Here is a 22,697-nt window from a genome sequence, read left to right on the forward strand (position 1 = left end):
TTATTTCTTTCCGAAAAACTTATCGATGATCAGGGCTATCGCTCCATCGCCTGTTACATTACATGCAGTTCCGAAGCTATCCATTGCAATGTAGAGTGCTATCATCAGGGCTTGTTCACTTTCGCCGAAGCCCAGCATAGAGGAAAGGATGCCCAGTGCAGCCATGATTGCGCCACCCGGAACACCCGGTGCAGCTACCATTGTGATGCCCAGCATGAAGATGAACCCGGCAAACATCGGGAAGTCGAAGGGCATTCCCTGCATCATCATCAGTGCCAGTGCGCATGCCACTATTTTCAGTGTACTACCCGATAAATGAATAGTGGCGCACAGCGGGATTACAAAGCCGGCAATGTCTTCACTCACTCCGTTCTTGATGCTTTGTCGCAGGGTGACAGGAATGGTGGCTGCCGACGACTGTGTGCCCAACGCAGTGAAATAAGCCGGAAGCATTCTCCCCAACAAACGAAACGGATTGCGGCGGACAAACAGAGCCGCAATGGAGTATTGGAAAATGAGCAGGAAAATATGCAGCAGGAAGATAACTCCGATAATCTTGATGAAGACCGATAATACATTCATAACCTGTCCTGAATGCGTCATATTCAAGAAAATGCCGAAGATATAGATTGGTAGTAATGGCAGGATGATGACTTGAATGGTTTTAATGATAATATCCTTAAAGTCATTACATACATCTTTGAGTGCTGTGGTGTTCAAGTGGGCGATGCCCAGTCCCAGTGTAAAAGCAAGAATGAGTGAGGTCATCACATTCATGACAGGTGGAATGGCTACCGTGAAAAAAGGCACGATATCATGGGCTTCGCTTATCTGTTCGATAGAAGCGCCGGGAGTAATCATCGACGGAAAAAATGTGATGCCTGTAAAGTAGGAAAGGAATCCCGAAAACAAGGTTGCTCCATACGCTATGAGTGTGGTGACTACCAGCATTTTTCCCGCTTCTTTCCCGATGTCGGCAATGGCGGGTGTTACTAACCCGAGGATAATCAGCGGGATGATAAAACCGAGGAATTCACTGAAGATTCCGTTGAAGGTCACAAAGATTCTTACCAATCCTCCGGGGAGGATGTTGCCGAATGCGATACCTAATGCAATGGCAAGGATAATACGGGGTAATAACCCTATTTTAATCTTTTTCATCATAATGTAAGATTGATATATTCACAAAGATAGAATTATTGAACAAATAAATCTGCCGTTTGTTAAATATAAAAAGATTAAATTATGGAAAAGGCAGATATCGGATTGATCGGACTGGGAGTGATGGGGCAGAATCTGGCCCTGAACCTGGCAGGTAAAGGATGGAAAGTAGCTGTGTGGAATCGCACAGTTCCCGGCAAAGAAGAACATATAGTTGATAATTTCATAGCTAAGCGTGCGCAAGGCAAAAGCATTGTCGGTACGCAGACTTTGGAGGAATTTGTGGATGCACTGAAGACTCCGAAAGTCGTATTTCTCATGGTGCAGGCAGGGTCTGCAGTAGACGAAATGACAGGCAGATTGCTTCCCTTGTTGCATAAAGGTGATATTATAATCGATGGTGGAAACTCTAATTTTGAGGATACGGAGCGCCGGGTAAAGGAACTGTATGAGAAAGGAATGTATTTTGTAGGTTGCGGCATTTCCGGAGGCGAAGAAGGTGCATTGCATGGCGCATCCGTCATGCCGGGCGGTGCTCAGGAGGCATGGCCCTTCATACAGCCGATGCTGAAGAGTATTGCAGCCCGTGCCGAAGACGGTAGTCCGTGTTGCGAGTGGGTAGGTCCGGGCGGTGCCGGTCATTATGTGAAGATGGTGCACAACGGTATAGAATATGGTGACATGGAATTGATAGCAGAGACCTATTATGCGCTGAAGAATCTGTTGGCTCTGAAGAATGAGCAGATGGCTGACGTGTTCGAGCGTTGGAACCAAGGTCGTCTGAAGAGCTACCTGATTGAGATAACGGCAGCCATCCTCCGTCATAAGGAGTGTGGCGGAGGTTATCTGATAGACAGCATACTGGATGCTGCCGGACAGAAGGGTACAGGGCGTTGGAGCGTTATCAATTCGTTGCAGCTTAATACTCCTCTCGATGTAATTGCCGAGGCTGTGTTTGCACGTAATCTGTCTGCGGAAAAGAGCTTGCGTGTGTTGATGGCCAAACATTATATGCACGTTGAGAATCATCCGGTTTATAATTATCAGGATACTGTTGCTGCGCTGGAGGCCACTCTTTATGCGGCTCGTCTGGTGGGGTATGCACAAGGATTTGCATTGATGCGCACGGCGAGTGACACCTATAAATGGAACTTGAACCTTTCGTCCATCGCTTTGCTGTGGCGTGCCGGCTGCATCATCCGCTCTGCTTTCCTGAACGATATTGCCGAGGCTTATCACCGTGCACCGGGACTGTCGCACATGTTGCTCGACCGGCATTTCGGTTTGGAAGTGGCGGAGGCTCTTCCCGTATGGAAGAAATCGGTGAGTATCATGCTGAAAGAAGGACTGGCCGTGCCCGTATTCTCTGCTGCATTGAATTATTTCCTGGGGCTGACCACCCATCATTCGCAAGCCAACATGATTCAGGCGATGCGCGATTACTTCGGGGCACACACGTTCGAGCGGGTGGATAGTCCGCGAGGCGAGTTTTTCCATGAACAATGGCAGGAGAAGAAATAACAAGAACCGATAAAAAGAATTTGATTTATGAGTTTACCACATAGTTTGTTTTTAGTTATATTCGGCGCATCGGGCGACCTCACCCGGCGCAAGCTGATGCCTGCCTTGGTGAAGATTCACAACGAAGGACGTTTTCCTCCGCACTTTGCCATTGTGGGATGTGCCCGCACTGCCTATTCGGATGAAACCTATCGCAGCTATCTGAAGGAGGAGCTGGCGAAGTCTCCTTCTCTGGATGAAAAGGAGAAAGCGTCATTGGATGATTTTCTTTCCACTGTCTACTATCAGTCGATGGACCCTGCCGATGCTTTTACTTATTCCCGGCTGAACGAGCGGTTGAAAGCTCTGTCGCCCCAATATGAGAATGATGGGAATTACCTGTTCTATCTGGCTACTCCGCCGTTGCTTTACGAACTGATTCCGAAATATCTTCATGACGCCGGCATCCTCAAGAAGCCGGGGCTGAAGCGCATTATTGTTGAGAAGCCTTTCGGCTACGACCTTGCATCGGCGCGTAAGTTGAATAAGATTTACGCTACCTACTTCAAGGAGGAGGATATCTATCGCATCGATCATTTCCTTGGGAAAGAGACGGTGCAGAATATCATGGTGACACGTTTCGGAAGCACCATCTACGAACCTATCTGGAACCGTAACTATATTGACTATGTAGAGATAACCGCTGTCGAGAATATGGGCATCGGAACCCGTGGCGGATATTATGACGGTTCGGGTGCGTTGCGCGACATGGTGCAGAACCACCTGATGCAGTTGCTTGCCATTACCGCCATGGAACCCCCTGCCAAGTTCGATAAGGACGGTTTCCGAAACGAGGTCATTAAGGTGTACCAATCGCTTCATCCGCTGACCGATGAGTACATTCGAGAGAATGTCATCCGCGGTCAATATGTCGCCGGCGAGACTCAGGCAGGTTATCGTGAAGAAAAGAATGTAAATCCCGATTCGCGCACGGATACCTACGTTGCCATGTGCCTCAAGATAGACAACTGGCGTTGGCAAGGTGTGCCTTTCTATATCCGAACCGGCAAGCAGATGCCGACCAAGGTAACTGAGATTGTTGTCCACTTTAAACCTGCTCCCATGCAGATGTTTAAGATGAAGGAAGGGTTCTATCGGGGTGAAGAACTGATTCTCCGTATCCAGCCCGATGAGGGTATCTTGCAGCGTATCGCCATGAAAGCGCCGGGTTCGGGGTTTTATATGGGGACAATGGAGATGGATTACAGTTATGACCGGAATGCACAGGAGACGGGTGATGCTTACGTTCGCTTGCTGGAAGACAGCTTGGCGGGCGACCCCACCTTGTTTACCCGTTCGGATGCCGTGGAAGAGAGCTGGACGTATTTTGATAAGATTCTGGATTACTGGAAGAAATATCCGGAGACCCCTCTTTATGGTTATCCCGCCGGAACATGGGGACCGAAAGAGGCGGACGTGCTCATAGAGCGCAGCCATGCCGAATGGACTAATCCTTGTAAGAATCTGACACATTCTAAACTGTATTGTTTGTTATGATACCTGATAAATATTTGTATATATCGCCCCGACAGGCATCACAAACCCTCATTACTCATATATTGGAGGCAATGGAGAAAGAGCCCGAACGTCCTTTTACCATTGCCCTTTCCGGAGGAACGACCCCGGCGGTATTGTTTGAGGTGTGGGAGCGTGAGTTTGCGGCATACACGCCGTGGGCGCGCCTTTATTTTTACTGGGTGGACGAGCGTTGTGTGCCGCCTACCGATGCACAAAGCAACTTCGGTCTTGCCGACCGCCTTTTGTTCGGCAAGATAAATCTGCCGGCTTCACATTATTACCGCATAGTGGGCGAGGGTGCTCCCGGTGAGGAAGCTATATTGTATTCTTCTCTGGTAAAGGCTACCGTGCCGACTGTAGATGAAGTACCTGTCTTTGACTTTGTATTGTTAGGAGTGGGAGAGGACGGGCATACTTCTTCTGTTTTTCCTGACCGGAAAGACTTGTTGACGGCTGCTGAGCCTTATGCTGTATCAGTCAATCCTTATAATAAAACGGTTCGTATCTGCATGACGGGAAAACCGATGATAGAGGCAAAACATACTTGCTTCTTAGTGGCGGGTGAGAATAAATGCAGCATTCTGAAGAAGATACTTGATAAAGAACAGGAAGATATTTATCCTGCTTCTTATATATGGCATCATGCCCGGATGCCGAAACTGTATGCTTCCTTATAGGGAAATAGTATAACGGTTTTTGGTTGAGGGGGTAATACACAAAGCAAACTGTTTTCGGGCGAGCGAACCTCGCCCCTACGAACCAAACGACAGCATTATCCACGTTTTGACACACTTCCTTTTTTAGTATTGACATCCCCTTATGAAAATTTGCTTTTTACATATTAAAAGTCCTTAAATTCTTCATTTTTATCGGACTTTACAGCAATACATTCCATTTCTATCAGCCATTTGGGACGGCATACCGGTGCATGTACAATGACGTGGGGCAGATGGGGGAATTTATTGTCAAACAATTCTTTAACGATAGTATAGTCTGCTGGGTCGCGCAAATAGATGATGGCTTGTGATACATCATCAAAGCTACATTCGGCTTCTTTAAGCAGTGCTTCCACATTTTCCCACATTCGGTTGGTTTGCTTACGCACATCACCCGGGTACACCACTTCACCTTTATTGTTTATGCTGGCAGTTCCCGAAATGAATACCTGTCTGCGGTCGCCATATTTCACACACGTCCCGCGTTCAAAACTCACTCCGTATTCATATGTGGGATTCAGATGGGTAGTGGCATACAGGAATTGTATCTGGGTAGGTTGTATTCCGTTGATGGCATACGCATCCATCTGCACTGTCACTTGCGGGTCGGGATGCCGTCCGCCGATGCCGGTGCTGGCTATGTAGTGTGTCTTTTCCGTAAGGTCTTGTGTGAGGAACACTTCATTTCGTGCCTTTACCATTCCTGCATAATTGACATCTATATTTTGTACGAAAAACCATGTGCGGATACAGTTGTCTGCCAGTTTGCAATTCTGCTCACTGAGCTGCATCACATAGTTATTCAGCAACAGCCGCGTCTGGTATTCCGAAGTAGAGGCACGGTTGAAATCTCTTCCTTTCCAAAGGTGACGATAGCCGTTGTGTGCCACCTCGAAGAGTCCTTCAGGAAGCGCCTTGGTACTTACTTCTGTTTGCAGAAAAGTCCATAGTGCAATCTTGGTACCATTGCAGGGCGCCTGTTCTATGATGGATAAGGCACAATCCGAGTGTTCCGTTTCCGCTGCCAAAAGCAGGTCGGTCTGATTGGCGGCATCGCTCAGAAAGTATCGCTTGAAAATAGTAGTACCCTTTTTAAATTCATTCTCTTTCAAATCGGAATAGGTATCCAACAGCAATTTCAGTTGTTCTTCATAAGATTGTCCGGGTTTTGTCAGTTGAATCATGACCTGATATTCGGTAACGCCTTTTGGAGGAGTAAATTCAGAATAGCAGACCATTACGTTCTCGTTCTTATTTATGGTTTTATAGTTTATCATAGTTGATGCTTTAAATATTGCAAATTTATAATTTTATGGCATTGTGGCAATGCTTCTTTTCATTCTTTTTATCCATTGGCATAACTGTGCATGCCTCCGAGCAGAAAATTCACTCCAAAATAGGTGATTAATACAGTGAGGAACGCCACAATGCCAAATACATGAAAGAACATCGGATAGCGGAACCATTTTAGAGAGGCCGGGTGCAGTGCCAGCGCGTAAACCAGCATGGTGATAAGTGCCCACACTTCTTTCGGGTCCCAACCCCAGTAGCGCCCCCATGATACATTGGCCCAGACAGCTCCGATAAAGATGCCTATGGTGAGCAGGAATACGGCCGGGTAAAGAATCAGCCGGCTGATTCTTTGCAAAAAATCTATTGCTGTCTCACAATTTTCTGTTGAGTAATGTAGAACGACTGCCGTTATTCCGTTCAGCATGATGAAAGCCAGTAATGAATAGGCTGTCATAATTGCTACTACATGAATGCTGAGTAGGGGAGATTGGAGGACCGGTATTAATTGGGTGATTCGAGGATTCTGTTCGCCAAACATGGAGACTAATAATGTAAGTCCGCACAACAGGAAACCAAATGGTACTGACAGGGTGAATTTACGCTGTAGAAAAAAAGTAAGCAAGACTGTGCACCAAGCCATGAACTGCATTGTTTCAAAACCGTTGGACAGAGGAAGATGGTTGCTTACATAACCGCGCAGGACAATGGTCATGGATAAATAGATAAAGATGGAGCAGAGCAGCAGATTAAAGATAAATGCTAAACTGCAACAGATGTTTTTCTCTGTTACCGTGCAACGGCAATAGTAAATAAAAGCAAATAAACCGATACAAAGGCAGAATATGGCAATAGGTTTACTGTAATCGAATTGGTTATATAGTTTTTCTGCTTTGAACCTACTTGCTGAAGGAAGTGCTTCTCCACATTCTTTCTGCTGGTATTGTTTGATTTTATTTAGTAAACGGTTTACTTCATCAAATCTTTTCATGACGATTTGCTCATGGACATAATTCATTGCCTTGCGGGTAAAAGTCCATTGTTCATTTCCCATTTCATGGGGAAGCCGGTCACTTTGCGCATACCATTGCAAGGTGTTTCCTTTTGCATCCCGATAGGGAAATATTTTCATAAGCGCTCCGGTACATACCATGCTGATGATATTGAATTTTTCATTGGCTTCTTCTATGCCTTTCCTGTCTGTTATCTGTCGTCCTAAATGGATTTGCCGCATTGCATCTTCCAACTTATACTCATTGGTGTTACCGGCAAAATCTTTCACTGAGGCATATTGCCCCTTTATGTCTAATAAGCGCCGGGCTTCATTGCTTTTGATGCGGATAACAGGTTCATTCTTCCAACTGTCATAATAGAATAGCCAGCCGGTCAGAACTTGTTCAGAGGTAAGGCCGTGATATGTCGGTTTGCCATATAACTTGATTGTAAAATCTCTTGCGAAAGTTTGCAGGGGGCAGATACGGTCGTTGTACAAGATATAAAGGTCACCGAAGCGGCCGGCTGTTTCGCGTGGGAGAGTTTTCGGCAAGGGATGGTCGGCAGCCATTGCCCGGCTTCCCATCGGAAAGGTGGAGACAAACAACAGGAATAAGATGCTGCATCCCTTTTTTATGCCCTGACTGTTGTTGCGATAGCTTTTCATTAATTGGCGGAATGTGCTTTGAGGATTAAGAAAAAATAGAATGATGGAAACCAGCAGTATGCTATATCCGGTGTAAGTAATCCCTATCCCATAGGGGTCATGGGAGACGCTGAGAACGGTCCCTTGTCCGTTTGCATCATACCCGGATTGGTAAAAGCGATAATTCATGAATGAAAATATTTTGTTCATAGATATTTCTCCTTCTAAACTTTCACTGTTATTTTCGGCAGAAACTGTTATCCGGCTGACATAATCCATAGGCGCCCGTGTTCCTTTATAGTAAATTATTTCAAAATCTTCCAGTGAGATGCTGAAAGGAAGAGTGCGTTTTTCTCCTCCTTTGTTTATGAAGGACATTGTTTTCTCTCCAAGTTTCAGTTGTAAGGTTCCTTGTTCGCCATCTATCCATGTGACAAATGCTCCCACCAATATCAGGATAAAAGAAAGGTGGAGCAGGAATGTGGTCCATTGGCGGTAGAGTTTTCTTTTTATCATATAGAGTAAGGAAGCAAGGGCTGTGCTTCCCCACAGTATGATAAAGGGTACGGAACTGTAAATATGATTGTTCACAAACTCCGTACCGTTTACTTTTTCCAGTATTGTAGCTATGGTGAGGACAAAAAGCAGGATGCCCAATAAGCAGAAAGCAATTCTTTTCAATAGTTTCATGTAGCTTCAGTTTTGATGACGTATCACAAGAGGCTGTCTTTACGATTCGGTCTGTCTGCATGCCGGATTGTGGCACAGCCTCTTGTTGTGATAAAAATTAGATTGCTTCAATGAATTTCACGACAGCTTCACGGTCTTCTTTGCTTAACGTACGGAACTTCTCAATTGTCCACCGGGCATCACTTTGTGCATTTCCATGCCACATGATAGCTTCGATTACATTGCGTGCGCGACAGTCGTGCAGACGGTCACTGGCTCCGGTGCAAATGGCAGATAAGCCACGTCCCCATAACGGGGTGGTGCGGCACCAGCCGGTGCGGATATCATTCTCCATATACAGTCGATGTTGTACAAAATCGCTATACGGCCAAATGGTCTGATCGGGATATCTGGGCAAGCGTGCATCTCCGTCACTGAAGAATCCGCTTGGATCTGTAAAATTGTCCTTGCCGGTTTTCCATGATGGGCGGTGACAGCTGGCACAACCGATTTCGCGGAAGAGCGAACGCCCCTTTTGCACGTCGGGATCATCCAGATTACGTGCCGCAGGCACTGCAAGCCCTCTGTGCCAGATCATAAAGTCCACATAATCATCATCTGTCATTTCGACTGGCAGTTCTTGATTCATCAGATAGTTTATGATATCTTCCTTTACATTTCCGGTTTTGTTCCAATCCGGAAAATATTCATAGAATTTGTTTTGCACTTCAGGATCATTTGCCGCTGTATTGGCATAAGTCTGTGTCATATAATGATAACGACGGTTGCTGCGTGTTACATTGGTAATATTCCAAATGGCATTGGCTCCTGCCGCATCTTGCAGCGGACCACGGCTCAGTGCATAAGTATAACGGAACGGGTGAGTGGTGTTGCCATAGGTTTTCACCCATTTGCCATTGGCAAAGAAGCTGGGATTCAGTGAAACACCGGCTTTTTCCTGGCGGATATACTCGGCTTTCAGTGAATCATCGGGAATTGCATCTATCAATCCGGTACCATAAATGCCGATGGTGGACTCCAGACGAACCTTGACATTGGCATAATCTACCGTCTTACCATTCACTTCCAATGGAACATAATAGGCATCTTCAGGGATGGTGACTTCCGGATAAATCAGGCTGTAGGTCTCTCCGTCAGGGAATTTATTACCCCATTCATCTGTGTAATCGAGCCATTCTATATTGATTTTATCTTCATCAATGGGAGCCTTGAATGGAGCTGTTGCTTTGGTTTGGGGCATACCGGTCAGTGAAGAAAGATAAGTATCGGTATGGTCTGTCACTACCAGCAGATAACCGTTTCCCCAATCATCGGCACGATACCGTTCCATACGTTTCCCATGCCCATATCCCGGATGGCAGGACATACAGGAGTTGCGTACATAAAGTGGACCGAGACCGTTGAACGGCTTCGTGTTTTGTGTATAGGTACGCTCAAAGAAATATTCTCCATACTTGAACTTGTCGGTCATACCGGCATTCTCGACAGCAGGGGTGGGGTCTTCGTAAGCAGAAGCCGAACTGTTGAAGGTAGTACCCAGCAATCCTCCGGCATACCATTCCTCATCCGTAACCGGTTCTATCGGCGGATTAATTTGCCGCGGAGCATCTTCATCGCTGCAAGCGGCGAACGAGAGTACCGCCAGTCCCATCAGGAAATATTTTGAATAAAAAAATCCTTTCATGTTCTTCTTTGTTTGTTCTCAGATATATTGGTGTTGCTATTTTATTTGGCAAGTTCAGCCTTTACTTCCGTTAAGACATCGTCCAAGGCTTTGCAGGCATCCATTGCCTCTTGGCAAGAGTCATCCGTATAGTTTAATACAAACGGTGCTTTCATTGCTTTTATTTTGTTCAATGCACTGGTGATGGCATAGATCGTTTTGGTATCCAGGTCGGCGTTTACAGATGCCATATAGTTGTGCAATGATTTACTTTCATCACGCTGTCCTTCTATACCACCCATATAGGCATTCTGTATGCTGATGATGTTGTCATAAAAGTCGGTGATGGAGTTGTAGCTGTAAGGAGATTCGATGTAGTTTTTGTCTTCACCGGTGTGAGGCTTTCCGATTTTAGAGGTGCCTACTTCGTCGGCAATGGTTTTGCAACCGTCGATGATGGCCTGCATAGCTCCTGTCCAACTGGTGTAAGTACTGCCCACTTGTCCGGCCAGCATCATGTTCTGTGTATACGAGTTTTCACCGCCTGCCACAGTCGTATTCCATTCCAGTTCGTCTACTACTTTGGTTACACGGTTTGCGTCCACATTGTCTGCACCGGCCCATGATATCTGCAATTGATAACATTTGTTGCGCAGGTCGCCTGCCACGGCAATGGCATAAGTCAATTCTTTATCTTTAATTTTCGAGACTGCTTTAGGGCTGCCGGCTTCAAAGATAATATATTCGATACCGTGAAATCCAAGCAACTCCGGACCGAGTTTTACACCTGCCCATACATCGGCATCTTCAGCTTCCATGGCTGTAATGTGAGATGTGTTTTTCATTTCGTCCAACAGACCATCCAAGTCAAGCGGCCATGAATCGATGTGCGGATCTATACCAAAGTCGGAAGCTGCTCCAAACAGGAATGCTTCACTCTTTTCCCACCATGCACGTGCGTTGAGGAATGTCTCACACACGGATTTCACATTATCATCCGTTTTATCGGCTTTCAGTGCTTTCAGCTTTTCAACCAAAGCTTCTGTCTGGTCAGCCAGACCGGTGTATGTAACAATCACTGTATTCTTGGTAAACTGATCAGCAATAGCCTGATATCTTTTATCTTTTTCAGATAATTCGGTATCACCGCCGTCCGGGTCGTCATCATCGCTGCATGCACTGAAATTGAATGTCATCATCGCTGCCATGGCAGCATACAGGGGAAATCTTAAAAACTTTTTCATACCTCTTTTAATTAAATATTAAATTATTGTTATTTTATAAAATAGCCTGCATAAGCAATACCTAAAGAAATGGACGGTTCGTTATTATATTGACTTTTCAGGAAGCGTTGTGAATACTCTGCTTTCACAACTATTTCTTTTATCGGATAATAGTTAACGCCTATTGCCATACGTTGGCGGTCTGTCCACGAATATTTTGTAGCTCCTTTGACCGGTACATAAGAATCATAATATTCATAGCGTCCGAACACATAGAGTTTGTCTCCCGATTCGCGTAACTTTCTGATTTGGGAGAATACATTATATCCGGCTTCAATGCCGCCTGCCACTGCATTCTTTCCCACATGAGTACGCTTATAGGGCGATGTGCTGGACTGTTCGCGGTTATATTTTGATATGGTCGCTGCATCTCCCAAGTGCCCGTAATCTATGTTTCCGCGTGCTATCCAGTTGTGTCCCTTATAATCAAAGTCGAATGCAGCAATGCTTACAGCTCCTTTGGTATCTTTGTATTTGCCTTGGTCTGCCTGAAGAGTATTATTGAAGCTATGGCCGTAATAGGCGCTCAGTCCCATGCGCAAGCCGGGAACGGAATAGTTGTCTATACGCATGGCTACTGCATAATTGTTGGCCGGAGTGAACTCAAATGCGGAGCCCGAACCATTTTTTATCCATTGGTCTTTTGAAAAATGCATTGAATTGAGGGCAGGAATCAACATGGCTTCATATCTCCAGTCACCGGTGCGTCCCCAAATACTTATACCGGTTTCGTGCCATGTGCATGGCATGATTGTGTTCTCTCCCTCGGGGCGGTATACAGTGAAGAATTCGTTAGGAAGGTGATGGGCATTGGTATACCCCACAGGAACTATAATATGTCCGGCACGGATATTGAACTCAGGACAGAATGATTTCTGTATCCAGAATTGTTCCAAGGCAACTTCACCGCCACGTTCTATCTCTTTTTCCCATTCGCCCACTTCTTCCTGTTCCATTTCTACGGCAGACTCTGTTCCACCGTGTTCAAACTCAATTTCGCTTCCCATTGTCCAGCCTTTGCCGAAATCATATCCTATCATGATGACTACATGAGGAAGATCGAACTGTCCATGACTTTTGGCATCTTTATAATCTTCCGCTTTAGAGTAGCGGTTGATATTGTCACTGTAGAAGTTGCGTGTCATTACAGCTTCACCATAGCCCCCCAACGTAAGCCTTGACTTTTGGGGAGCATTCTTTCCCGTTGTTTTTTCTGTGCGGTTGCTTTCTTTGTCTTTGTCAATGCCGTTTTCGGCATATAGACCGGTCATACAGCTTGCAAAGGCTATAGAAAACAATAATACCTTTCTCTTCATTTGCTTTAAATTTTATAATTTTAAGATGCTGCAAAGTTAGAGGGAGTTAAAGGGTGGGGCAATACCCAAAAATGGGTAATGTTCAGTGAAGAATTGGTAATGAGTAGGTATTATTGTAATAACGGGTCACCTTATTTTCTTGGGGATTAATATATTATATCATCAACCAAGAAAAGAGTAAGCCATTTCTTAGAGTCAGCCAAGCCCTTTTAAACGGAAGATTATTACAGTCTGTTACGGCAGACTGTACAGTCCGTTACGGTGGACTGTACGGTTCACTGCAACAGACTATACAGTCCATTGCCGAAGACTGTAGTAATCCGACTTATAGACAGGCATAATCGAAAGGATGAAAACGCTTATTCTTATAGAGGCAGATTCAATCTTCCTGAATACAGGCTGTTTTCTTTTCAGGACTCTTTTTCGTTACTTCTGATGCGGCTGAGTGTGGGAAGAGTAATTCCCAGATAGGAAGCGATATATCCCAAGTTGGCACGTTCGCATACGGCAGGAAATTGTATTTTCATCTGTTCATATCGTTCTTTGGCAGGCAAGGTGAGCCGTTCCTTATGAGTGCGGTGCAGGCGTCTGTATTCATCCTGATGGATAACTCTTCCCCAGTTTGCCCATTCGATATTGGTCCGGAACAGATGGGTGAGATGACTGAGTGAGATTTCATAAACCTCCATATCTTCCAGTGACTCTACGAATTCTTCGCTCAGCTTATTGTAATATAGTTCGTCCATGCTGAATACTATATTACCTTCGCATGAAAAAGATGTTGTGATTTCTTCTCCGTCTACCAGCCAATAGGAACGAGTCATTCCTTTTTCTATAAAGTAGGCCACCTTACAATAGATGCCTTCTTTTATCAATTGGTATTTCTTGGGGAAGCGATGAGGCTTCAGGCACGGGACCAGCAAATCTATACTTTGGTCGGATACCGGATAGTCCTGCTTTATCTTTTTTATTATATTTTCCATTATCGTATCGTTATGTTTGATATTCAGTGTTCAAAGTTATGTATTTCCCATCACAATGTGGCAAAGGGCAGGACATATTTTTGCTTTCCTTATCTATATATGGTTGCCGGGCGGATTAAAATCCTTATTTTAGGTATTCTTGAATCATATTTATGAATTTCTTTTTTGCAACTTACTTGCATGTTTTTTCGTTTACCTTTGCGTCGGTAACAAATAAGACAATAGATATGAAACAGTATCGTAATGAAATCTTCTCGTTTCTGATGTTGATGGCGGGAGTTCTGCTGGAATATGCACAGACGCCATGGTTTGCACTGCCTTATGTCAGTCTTGTCTGGTTTCTGGCGGCAGTCGCGCCGGTTGGCCTTCCTGTCATGGCTGAAGCATGGGAGCATTTGATGAAGAAAGAGTATTTTAGTGAGTTTATGCTGATGACGATTGCTACTATAGGTGCCTTTTGCATTGGTGAATATCCGGAGGGGGTGGCAGTAATGTTGTTTTATGCTGTAGGCGAGCAGTTGCAGGATAGCGCCGTAGACAAAGCACGCGACAATATTCGTGCCCTGCTTGATATGCGTCCGCGCACAGCTTCTGTCTTTCGTAAAGGCCAATATTCGATTGTTTCGCCCGAAGCGGTAGAGACAGGAGAAACCATCGAAGTAAAAGTGGGCGAGAAAGTCCCTTTGGACGGTGTGTTGCAAAATGAGGTGGGAGTATTCAACACGGCGGCATTGACCGGTGAAAGTCTCCCGCGCTCGGTGAGGCAATCCGGTGAAGTGCTGGCAGGTATGATTCCGGTAAATGAGACCATTCGGCTGAGTGTAACGAAACCTTACAGCCAAAGCACCTTGGCACGTATGCTGGAGATGGTGGAGGAAGCTGCCGAATGCAAGGCACCGACAGAACTGTTCATGCGTAAGGTTGCCCGCTACTATACTCCGGCGGTTATCGGGATTGCATTTCTTATTCCGGTGCTTCCGTTTCTTTATTCATTGGTGCAGCCATCCTTTATCTATCTGTTTGCCAGCTGGCTGTATCGTTCTCTGGTGTTCCTCGTGATATCCTGTCCGTGTGCTCTGGTAGTGAGTATTCCATTGGGTTACTTTGGAGGCATCGGTGCGGCATCACACAAAGGCATTCTTTTCAAAGGGGGCAATTATTTGGACGCCATCACGAAAGCAGACACGTTTGTTTTTGACAAGACCGGTACACTGACTACAGGCAACTTTCGCGTTTGCCGGATAGAGACTGCGGGAATATATTCGGAGGCAGAAGTCCTGAAATATATTGCATCGGCAGAAAGCAAGAGCAGCCACCCGATGGCAAAAGCCGTGGTGGAGTATGCAAAACAGCAGCAGGCAACCCTTTATCCGGTAGGGGCGGTGACGGAGATTGCCGGGTACGGACTGGAAGCATACATCGGTGGCAAACAGATACTGGCAGGCAACTATAGGTTGATGGACAAGTATGGAATAGCTTATCCGGAAGGATTGCATGAAATGCCCGAAAGCCTGATACTGTGTGCCTGCAACGGTATTTATGCAGGTGTGGTTGTTATGGAAGATGAGCTGAAGGATGATGCGGTAGAAGCTATTCGAGGATTGAAGCAACAAGGTATCAGGCATTTTGAAATCCTGTCGGGGGATAAGACCGCATTGGTACAAAACATTGCACACCGTCTGGATATCCGGCATGCTTATGGCGATTTATTACCGGCCGATAAGGTGGCCCGCCTTCAGAAGTTGAAGGACGAGAAACATTGTGTGGCTTTTGTGGGAGACGGAATCAATGATGCACCGGTGTTGGCATTGAGCGATGTTGGCATTGCGATGGGAGGTTTGGGAAGTGATATAGCGATTGAGACAGCAGATGTGATTATTCAGGACGACAGCTTGTCGAAGCTGGTAACGGCTGTCAGGATAGGAAAATACACGCGTCGCATCATTTGGCAGAATATCATATTGGCTTTTTTAGTGAAATTTGCCATCCTTGCATTGGGAACGGTAGGAGTGGCGACACTGTGGGAAGCTGTTTTTGCAGATTCGGGTGTGGCTCTGCTGGCTATTTTCAATGCTATGCGCATTAACAGACTGATAAAACATTCGTAGAAATGGTTGGGGGGATTTTAATTAAATGAAAGAAAATACCCACTGCCGGGATTCTCGAAAGGAAAAAAGCAACACGGATTTCGCAGAAATGAAGCCGAAGCCAATCTGCGGAATCCGTGTTGCAGAAAGAATAGACCGTTACTGTGCCGGCTTATCCGAGCGAGAGAATCAGTAATTGAGCCGTGAGTACCCGCAGAAACATCGTGAGCGGATACACAGTGGCATAACCCACTGCGGGTGCGTCACATGAGGTGAGGTCATTGGAATAAGCCAAAGCGGGCGGATTGGTCGTTGCTCCCGATAATACTCCGATAAGGGTATAATAGTTCAACTTGAAAACATAGCGCCCGATAAATCCCACTATCAGCAGAGGCAGCACGGTGATAATGGCACCATAACCTATCCATATATATCCTCCTTCATTGATAATCGTTTCAATGAATCCTTTACCCGCACCAAGTCCCACGCAGGCAAGAAATAAAGAGATACCTATCTCGCGAACCATCAGGTTCGCACTGATGGTAGTGTAGGTGATTAGTTTGTACTGAGGTCCGAAGCGGCTTATCAGAATAGAGATGATAAGCGGTCCTCCTGCCAGTCCCAACTTAACCGGTTGGGGAATGCCGGGGAACATGAACGGAGTACTGCCCAATATGCATCCCAGTGCGATACCCAGAAAGATAGGAATCAGATTAGGGTGATTCAATCGTTTCATCGAGTTGCCTAGTATTTTTTCGGCTTGCGCCACTCCCAGTTCACTGCCGACAATCTTTACACGGTCACCCATCTGCAATTGCAGGTGGGGAGTGGCGACAAGGTCTACTCCCGAACGGTTTACACGCGTGATACTGACTCCAAAATCATTACGGATTTTAAGTTGTGCCAGAGTCTTTCCGTTCAGCTCAGGCTTGGTAATCAGAATCTTTCTGGAAATCAGGTTCTTATTCTTAAAATCCCATTCCACATTTACCTGTTTGCCAAAGAAAACGGTAATTGCCTCCACGTCTATCGGGTTGGCAATGACAAGAATTTCATCATTCAGATGAAAGATTGTATTTGAGTTGACAAGTTCTGTCTGCTTGTCTCCGTTACAGTAGCGGATACGCGAAATAACGAAGTCACGGTTTACCAGCGGTTTAATGTCTTTAATCGTTTTTCCGTTTACTGCTTCATTTCTGATTTCCAATGAGATGGGGCGTACGGTCAGTTCTTGCAAATGTCCCAAACCGCGTTCTGCTTCTGCCTCTTCCTGCTTCGGTTTAATCTGCAATAAATATTTCAGCGCAAGCAGTGAAAGGATGCAGCCTACCACTCCCAGCGGGTATGAAACGGCATAACCGAGTGCGATTTCGGGTGCATCAATGCCATTCAAGTCGCTGTTGGCCTGCTGTGCGGCTCCCAGTCCGGGGGTATTGGTGACAGCTCCCGACAGGATACCCACCATTGTGGTGATAGGCACTCCGGTGATGAAGTGCAGTGTCACCGTGATGACAACTCCCAGAAATACGACCATCATGGCAAGCATGTTCAGCGTAAATCCTCCCTTCTTGAAAGCCGAGAAGAAGCCCGGTCCTACTTGCAGACCGACAGAGTAGACGAACAGTATCAATCCGAATTCTTTTAGGAAATGGAGCAGATGCTCATCCAGGTTCAGATTGAAATGTCCGAATACGATTCCTACAAAAAGTATCCATGTCACACCTAATGATATGCCTGCCACTTTTATCTTCCCCAGCATGATACCGAAGGCAATGACAAGCGAAAGAATCAATACGGAGTGTGCTACTCCGCCACCCCACAGGTTGGGGTATCCTTCAAATAGATTTCTAAAAAGTTCCATTATTATATAATTAATTAAATGATTATTCTATATCTGTTAATGGGAGTTTTTCATGTGTATCAGGAAGGTAAACAAAGTCAGGAAAGGGATTGTGTTGCTAAAATCGGACACAAAGTTAGATATTTATTTTATATTTGCACCCGATTTGAAATATAGATTGAAAAGATGAAGCCACAATTGCTTATAGGGGCCGCTACTTCGGGAAGCGGAAAAACGACTTTCACGATGGGACTGCTGCGTGCGTTGAAGAAACGAGGCATGCGGGTGCAGCCTTTTAAGTGTGGCCCTGATTATATTGATACTCAGTTTCACACATTGGCAGCCGACCGTGAGTCGGTGAATTTGGACACTTGGATGGCATCGAGGACGCATGTACAGCATATTTATAATAAGTATGGAGAGGGAGCCGATGTATGTGTTGCCGAAGGGGTAATGGGACTGTTTGACGGTTACAGCCGAATGGAAGGAAGCAGTGCAGAGATATCGCAACTGCTGGGCATTCCGGTGATATTGGTTGTCAGTGCACGCTCTGCTGCCTATTCCGTAGCTCCTCTGATTTATGGGTTCAAGCATTTTCATCCGAATGTGAAGATTGCCGGAGTAGTGTTCAATCAGGTGTCTTCATTACCTCACTATAATTATCTGAAAGATGCGTGTGCCGATGCCGGTGTAGAGTGTCTGGGTTATCTCCCTTTTACAGATGGGCTTAAGATTCCATCGCGTCATTTGGGACTTACACTGACTGCCAAACGCGCAATGGACGTACTGATAGAGCAGGCGGCAGCATTGGTAGAAAAGTATGTGGATATTGATAAACTTTTAAATATTTGTCATCGTGGTTTCCCATGTCGGTATATATTGCCATACAGTTCCGAAGTCGGGGTGGAGAGTTTCACTCCCCGTACAAAAAAACTGAAAATAGCAGTGGCACGCGACCCGGCATTCAATTTTATTTATCGTGAGAATATCGCTCGGCTGGCGGAGCTGGGACATATTACTTATTTCAGTCCCGTGTATGGCAGTGATTTGCCGGAAGCAGATTTATTGTATCTTCCCGGGGGATATCCCGAACTTTTTGCCCGCCAGTTACACCGTCGGAAGAAACTGATGGAAGCGATAAAGACTTTTGCCGAGGAAGGAGGGAAGGTATTGGCGGAATGTGGCGGAATGATGTTCCTGACCCGCTCACTTACGGCGCGTCAGGGGGGAACGGCCTATGCTATGGCGGGCGTCTTGCCATTGGACTGTACAATGGTGGGGGCTAGGTTGCATTTGGGGTATCGTCGGTTAGAGTATAACGGACTGGAACTGAAGGGGCATGAGTTCCATTACTCCAACATCATAGAGCCCGACGCACTTCCTTCGGTGGCAAAACAGTTTACCGTCAGAGGAATGGAGGTAAATACTCCTTTGTACAGATATAAGAATGTGATAGCCGGATATACCCATTTGTATTGGGGAGAAGCCGACATATTAAAGCTTTGGGAAGAATGAATAAGAACTTACACCCTATCATGCTGGCAGGGACAGGCAGTGATGTGGGAAAAAGCATCATTACAGCCGCTTTGTGCCGCATATTCAAGCAAGATGGTTACCGTCCGGCTCCCTTTAAGGCACAGAATATGGCATTGAATTCCTACGCCACTCCCGAGGGGCTGGAGATAGGACGGGCACAGGCGGTGCAAGCCGAGGCAGCCGGAGTGCCCTGTCACACAGACATGAATCCGCTCTTGCTGAAACCCAGTTCGGACCACACCGCTCAGGTGGTATTAAACGGCAGGCCGATTGGTAACCGTGATGCGTACGAATACTTCCGCAAGGAGGGACGCGAGGAGCTGAGAAAAGAAGTCAATGCTGCTTTCGATCGTTTGGCTGCCCGTTATAACCCCATTGTTATGGAAGGAGCCGGCAGCATTTCGGAAATAAATCTGCGAGATACGGATTTGGTCAATATGCCGATGGCTTGTTATGCCGGTGCCGATGTGTTATTGGTGGCGGATATTGATCGTGGAGGGGTGTTTGCCAGCGTCTATGGTTCGGTCATGCTGCAAACGCCTGAAGATCGTAAACGTATAAAAGGCATCATTGTCAATAAGTTCAGGGGAGACATACGCCTCTTCGAACCGGGTATAAAAATGATGGAAGAGTTGTGTGGTATTCCTGTCTTGGGAGTGGTTCCTTATTATAAGGATATTCATATCGAGGAGGAAGATTCGGTTGTGCTGGATTATAAACGTATGCAGGCGATAGAAGGAAAGGTGAATGTGGCGGTGGTATTGCTTCGTCATCTGTCTAATTTCACGGATTTCAATATGCTTGAACGCGATGAGCGTGTGCATCTTTACTATACGAATAATACGGAAGAACTGGCAAAAGCGGATATCATATTACTTCCGGGCAGTAAAAGTACATTAGATGATTTATATGAACTTCGCCGTAATGGTGTGGCGCAAGCTATCTTGCGTGCACATCGCAAAGGGGCTTCGGTCATGGGGATTTGTGGCGGATACCAGATGATGGGAATGGAAGTCCGCGATCCCGATGGAGTAGAGGGAGATATCCGTCAACTGCCGGGTTTGGGATTGCTTCCCATGATAACTACCATGCAAGGTGAGAAGGTAACTCGCCGGGTGGCTTTCCATTTCCGGGATAATGAAACAGTTTGCCGGGGATACGAAATTCACATGGGAGAGACTGAGCTTGTACCCGGTTCTCCTGTGTCTCCATTGAATAAATTGGAAGACGGAAAAGCGGATGGCTATTTTGTCGATAGGAAATGTATGGGAAGCTATATTCATGGTATCCTTGATAATCAGGTTTTCATCGATTTTCTGCTGGAGCCTTATGCTGACAAGCTGCATCGGCAGAGTCCGGATTATGAAGCCTATAAAGAAGAACAATATGATAAGTTGGCGGCACACGTGCGCAAACACTTAAATCTGCCGTTGTTATACCAAATAATGTGTAAAAATGATTGATGGACACGGAGATGATGCCTATAAATATGGGCAAAAGATAAGGATAAACTTTAGCTCAAATGTATATAATCATGTAAATCATAATGGTTTGCGTGAGCATCTTTATCATCGGATGGAAAGTATTCAAAGTTATCCCGAACCGGAGCCTTATTCTTTAGAACAGGCATTGGCACATTCGCTTCATCTGTCGGACGGGAAGGAGGTTTGTGTGACTAATGGCGCTACGGAAGCCATTTATTTGATAGCCCAAACCTTCAGGGGGAAAAATTCTGCCATCCTGATGCCTACTTTCAGTGAATATGCCGATGCTTGCCGTCTTCACCACCACAAGATACAGGTTATTTACGCATTGGATATGATACCGTCGGGAACAAACCTGATATGGATATGCAATCCTAATAATCCTACAGGAAGTGTATTGGATAAAGACGTTTTGAAAGCATTTATAGAAAGACATACGGAGTGCTGTTTTGTAATAGACCAATCTTATGAATTCTTTACATTAAAACCGCTGCTGTCGGCCAGGGAAGCTGCCGGATATCCTAATGTGATTCTGCTCCATTCCATGACCAAGCGCTTTGCTGTCCCCGGACTCCGTTTGGGTTTTATGACTGCAAATCAAATCTTATTGCGTGAAATCCGTTTGCAGCGTATGCCTTGGTCTGTCAATCAGCTTGCCATTGAAGCAGGACATTATTTGCTTCGGCATGCCGGAGAATATCATGTAGATATATCATTGTTACTAAAGGAAAAAGACAGATTGGCTGAAGCACTGCTTGCAATAGGAGGAATGGAGGTATGGGCTTCGGATACACACTATATGTTGGTTCAGTTACGAATGGGGCGGGCCGCAGCTTTGAAGGAGTACTTGGCAGGAGAGTGTGGTATCCTTATCCGTGATGCATCCAATTTTGAAGGGCTGAACGAGCATTTTTTTCGCATTGCTACACAAACTCCGGAAGAGAATAATGAATTGATAGAATCTATAAAGAAATGGACATATTTGTATTAATCCTACCATTGTTGGCAGGGTGGTTATTGGATAAGTTGATAGGTGACCCTTCCTGGCTTCCTCATCCCATAGTAGGTTTTGGCAAACTTATTTCTTTTTGCGAAAAACGATGGAACAAAGGGAAACACCGGGTGAAGAAAGGAGCATGTACGGCTGTTGTGCTTATTGTATTCATTTATGGAGCTTCTGCATTATTGATACACGGATTATATGCTATGAATCTTTGGATAGGCGTGGCGGTTTCGGCCGTTCTTATCTTTTATTGTTTGGCAGGGACTACGCTTATCAATGAGGTGCGTATGGTTTTTATGGCTGCCGACCATTCTTTGGAGGAGGGTAGAAGACAGGTATCCCGCATTGTGGGACGGGATACTTCCGGACTGACAGATCAGGAGGTGAGGCTGGCGGCTTTAGAGACTTTGGCAGAGAATCTGAGCGATGGGGTAATTGCTCCTTTGTTTTGGTATTTGTTATTGGGAGTTCCCGGTATGTTGGCATATAAAATGATAAACACGTTGGATTCTATGGTGGGATATAAGAACGAAAGATATTTGCAGTTCGGTCGGTGGGCAGCCCGTATCGATGATATTGCCAATTATATTCCGGCTCGTTTGACAGCTGTTCTGATGATACTTTCTACCGGTCGTCTTTCTTTATTGAAGTTTGTGGGAAGATATGGTAATCAGCATGCAAGTCCTAATTCCGGTTATCCCGAAGCGGCTTTGGCGGGGATATTGAATTGCCGTTTCGGGGGGCCTCATCATTATTTCGGTGAGATGGTTTACAAACCGTTTATAGGCAATAATAATCGGCCGGTTTACTCGTCAGATATGCGTATTGCTGTCCGGGTAAACCGGTTTGCCGAGGGAATAATGGTGATATGGGTTATTCTCTGTCTGATGGCAGCATACCCTTTTCTTCCGTTATAAGCAATGAAACG

General features: G+C 45.7%; 16 protein-coding genes. 8 read left to right on the forward strand and 8 right to left on the reverse strand.

All coding sequences use genetic code 11. The features are described 5' to 3' along the window. The gene (locus HMPREF1534_RS14195) at positions 1-1,161 is read right to left on the reverse strand and encodes a dicarboxylate/amino acid:cation symporter (RefSeq protein WP_025066817.1); all 1,161 of its coding nucleotides are present in this window, start codon (positions 1,159-1,161) and stop codon (positions 1-3) included. Between the two features lie 84 nt (positions 1,162-1,245). Between HMPREF1534_RS14195 and gnd the strand changes: the two genes are divergently transcribed. The 3 genes from gnd to pgl are packed head-to-tail and all read left to right on the forward strand — an operon-like array spanning position 1,246 to position 4,916. Continuing rightward, positions 1,246-2,682, forward strand: coding sequence for a decarboxylating NADP(+)-dependent phosphogluconate dehydrogenase (gene gnd / locus HMPREF1534_RS14190; RefSeq protein WP_005937770.1), 1,437 nt, complete (start codon positions 1,246-1,248; stop codon positions 2,680-2,682). A gap of 27 nt (positions 2,683-2,709) precedes the next feature. Then, a complete protein-coding gene (gene zwf / locus HMPREF1534_RS14185) occupies positions 2,710-4,218 on the forward strand; it encodes a glucose-6-phosphate dehydrogenase (protein WP_005937773.1) in 1,509 nt (502 codons plus the stop codon). After that, positions 4,215-4,916, forward strand: coding sequence for a 6-phosphogluconolactonase (pgl, locus tag HMPREF1534_RS14180; protein ID WP_005937776.1), 702 nt, complete (start codon positions 4,215-4,217; stop codon positions 4,914-4,916). Before zwf ends, pgl begins: the two co-directional genes overlap by 4 nt. Positions 4,917-5,080: 164 nt before the next feature. Here the strand turns inward: pgl and HMPREF1534_RS14175 are convergent, their stop codons facing one another. From HMPREF1534_RS14175 to HMPREF1534_RS14150, 6 genes are all read right to left on the reverse strand, one after another. Next, positions 5,081-6,232 carry a Rid family hydrolase gene (locus HMPREF1534_RS14175; protein ID WP_005937779.1) on the reverse strand — a complete coding sequence of 384 codons (1,152 nt, stop codon included), beginning with the start codon at positions 6,230-6,232 and terminating at the stop codon, positions 5,081-5,083. Between the two features lie 68 nt (positions 6,233-6,300). After that, the gene (locus tag HMPREF1534_RS21175; RefSeq protein WP_005937782.1) at positions 6,301-8,574 is read right to left on the reverse strand and encodes a cytochrome c biogenesis protein CcsA; all 2,274 of its coding nucleotides are present in this window, start codon (positions 8,572-8,574) and stop codon (positions 6,301-6,303) included. A 97-nt stretch (positions 8,575-8,671) separates the two neighbouring features. Further along, positions 8,672-10,258 carry a di-heme oxidoredictase family protein gene (locus tag HMPREF1534_RS14165; protein WP_005937785.1) on the reverse strand — a complete coding sequence of 529 codons (1,587 nt, stop codon included), beginning with the start codon at positions 10,256-10,258 and terminating at the stop codon, positions 8,672-8,674. Between the two features lie 41 nt (positions 10,259-10,299). Beyond that, entirely contained in the window at positions 10,300-11,481 is a 1,182-nt protein-coding gene (locus tag HMPREF1534_RS14160) for an imelysin family protein (protein WP_005937787.1), read from the reverse strand. Between the two features lie 29 nt (positions 11,482-11,510). Then, positions 11,511-12,836 (reverse strand): hypothetical protein, encoded by a 1,326-nt coding sequence (locus tag HMPREF1534_RS14155; RefSeq protein WP_005937789.1) that lies wholly within the window; start codon positions 12,834-12,836, stop codon positions 11,511-11,513. Between the two features lie 410 nt (positions 12,837-13,246). Next, positions 13,247-13,819, reverse strand: a complete 573-nt coding sequence (locus HMPREF1534_RS14150; protein ID WP_005937792.1) for a Crp/Fnr family transcriptional regulator — start codon at positions 13,817-13,819, stop codon at positions 13,247-13,249. Between the two features lie 227 nt (positions 13,820-14,046). On the opposite strand from HMPREF1534_RS14150, the gene HMPREF1534_RS14145 reads away from it, so the two are divergent. Next, entirely contained in the window at positions 14,047-15,927 is a 1,881-nt protein-coding gene (locus HMPREF1534_RS14145; RefSeq protein WP_005937795.1) for a heavy metal translocating P-type ATPase, read from the forward strand. Positions 15,928-16,078: 151 nt separating this feature from the next. Here HMPREF1534_RS14145 and HMPREF1534_RS14140 read toward each other — a convergent pair whose 3' ends face one another. Continuing rightward, entirely contained in the window at positions 16,079-17,767 is a 1,689-nt protein-coding gene (locus HMPREF1534_RS14140) for a putative transporter (RefSeq protein ID WP_005937798.1), read from the reverse strand. 165 nt (positions 17,768-17,932) lie between these two features. Here HMPREF1534_RS14140 and HMPREF1534_RS14135 point away from each other — a divergent pair, with 165 nt between their 5' ends. The 4 genes from HMPREF1534_RS14135 to cbiB are packed head-to-tail and all read left to right on the forward strand — an operon-like array spanning position 17,933 to position 22,686. Further along, complete coding sequence (locus HMPREF1534_RS14135) at positions 17,933-19,261, forward strand: cobyrinate a,c-diamide synthase (RefSeq protein WP_005937804.1); 1,329 nt, start codon at positions 17,933-17,935, stop codon at positions 19,259-19,261. Next, positions 19,258-20,745, forward strand: coding sequence for a cobyric acid synthase (locus HMPREF1534_RS14130; RefSeq protein WP_005937807.1), 1,488 nt, complete (start codon positions 19,258-19,260; stop codon positions 20,743-20,745). The genes HMPREF1534_RS14135 and HMPREF1534_RS14130 overlap by 4 nt, the downstream gene beginning before the upstream one ends. After that, a complete protein-coding gene (locus HMPREF1534_RS14125) occupies positions 20,738-21,757 on the forward strand; it encodes a threonine-phosphate decarboxylase (RefSeq protein WP_005937811.1) in 1,020 nt (339 codons plus the stop codon). The genes HMPREF1534_RS14130 and HMPREF1534_RS14125 overlap by 8 nt, the downstream gene beginning before the upstream one ends. Further along, a complete protein-coding gene (cbiB, locus tag HMPREF1534_RS14120; protein ID WP_005937815.1) occupies positions 21,739-22,686 on the forward strand; it encodes an adenosylcobinamide-phosphate synthase CbiB in 948 nt (315 codons plus the stop codon). The genes HMPREF1534_RS14125 and cbiB overlap by 19 nt, the downstream gene beginning before the upstream one ends. Positions 22,687-22,697 lie beyond the last annotated feature (11 nt).

The organism is Phocaeicola massiliensis B84634 = Timone 84634 = DSM 17679 = JCM 13223 (assembly GCF_000382445.1).
GTDB classification, from domain to species: Bacteria; Bacteroidota; Bacteroidia; order Bacteroidales; family Bacteroidaceae; genus Phocaeicola; species Phocaeicola massiliensis.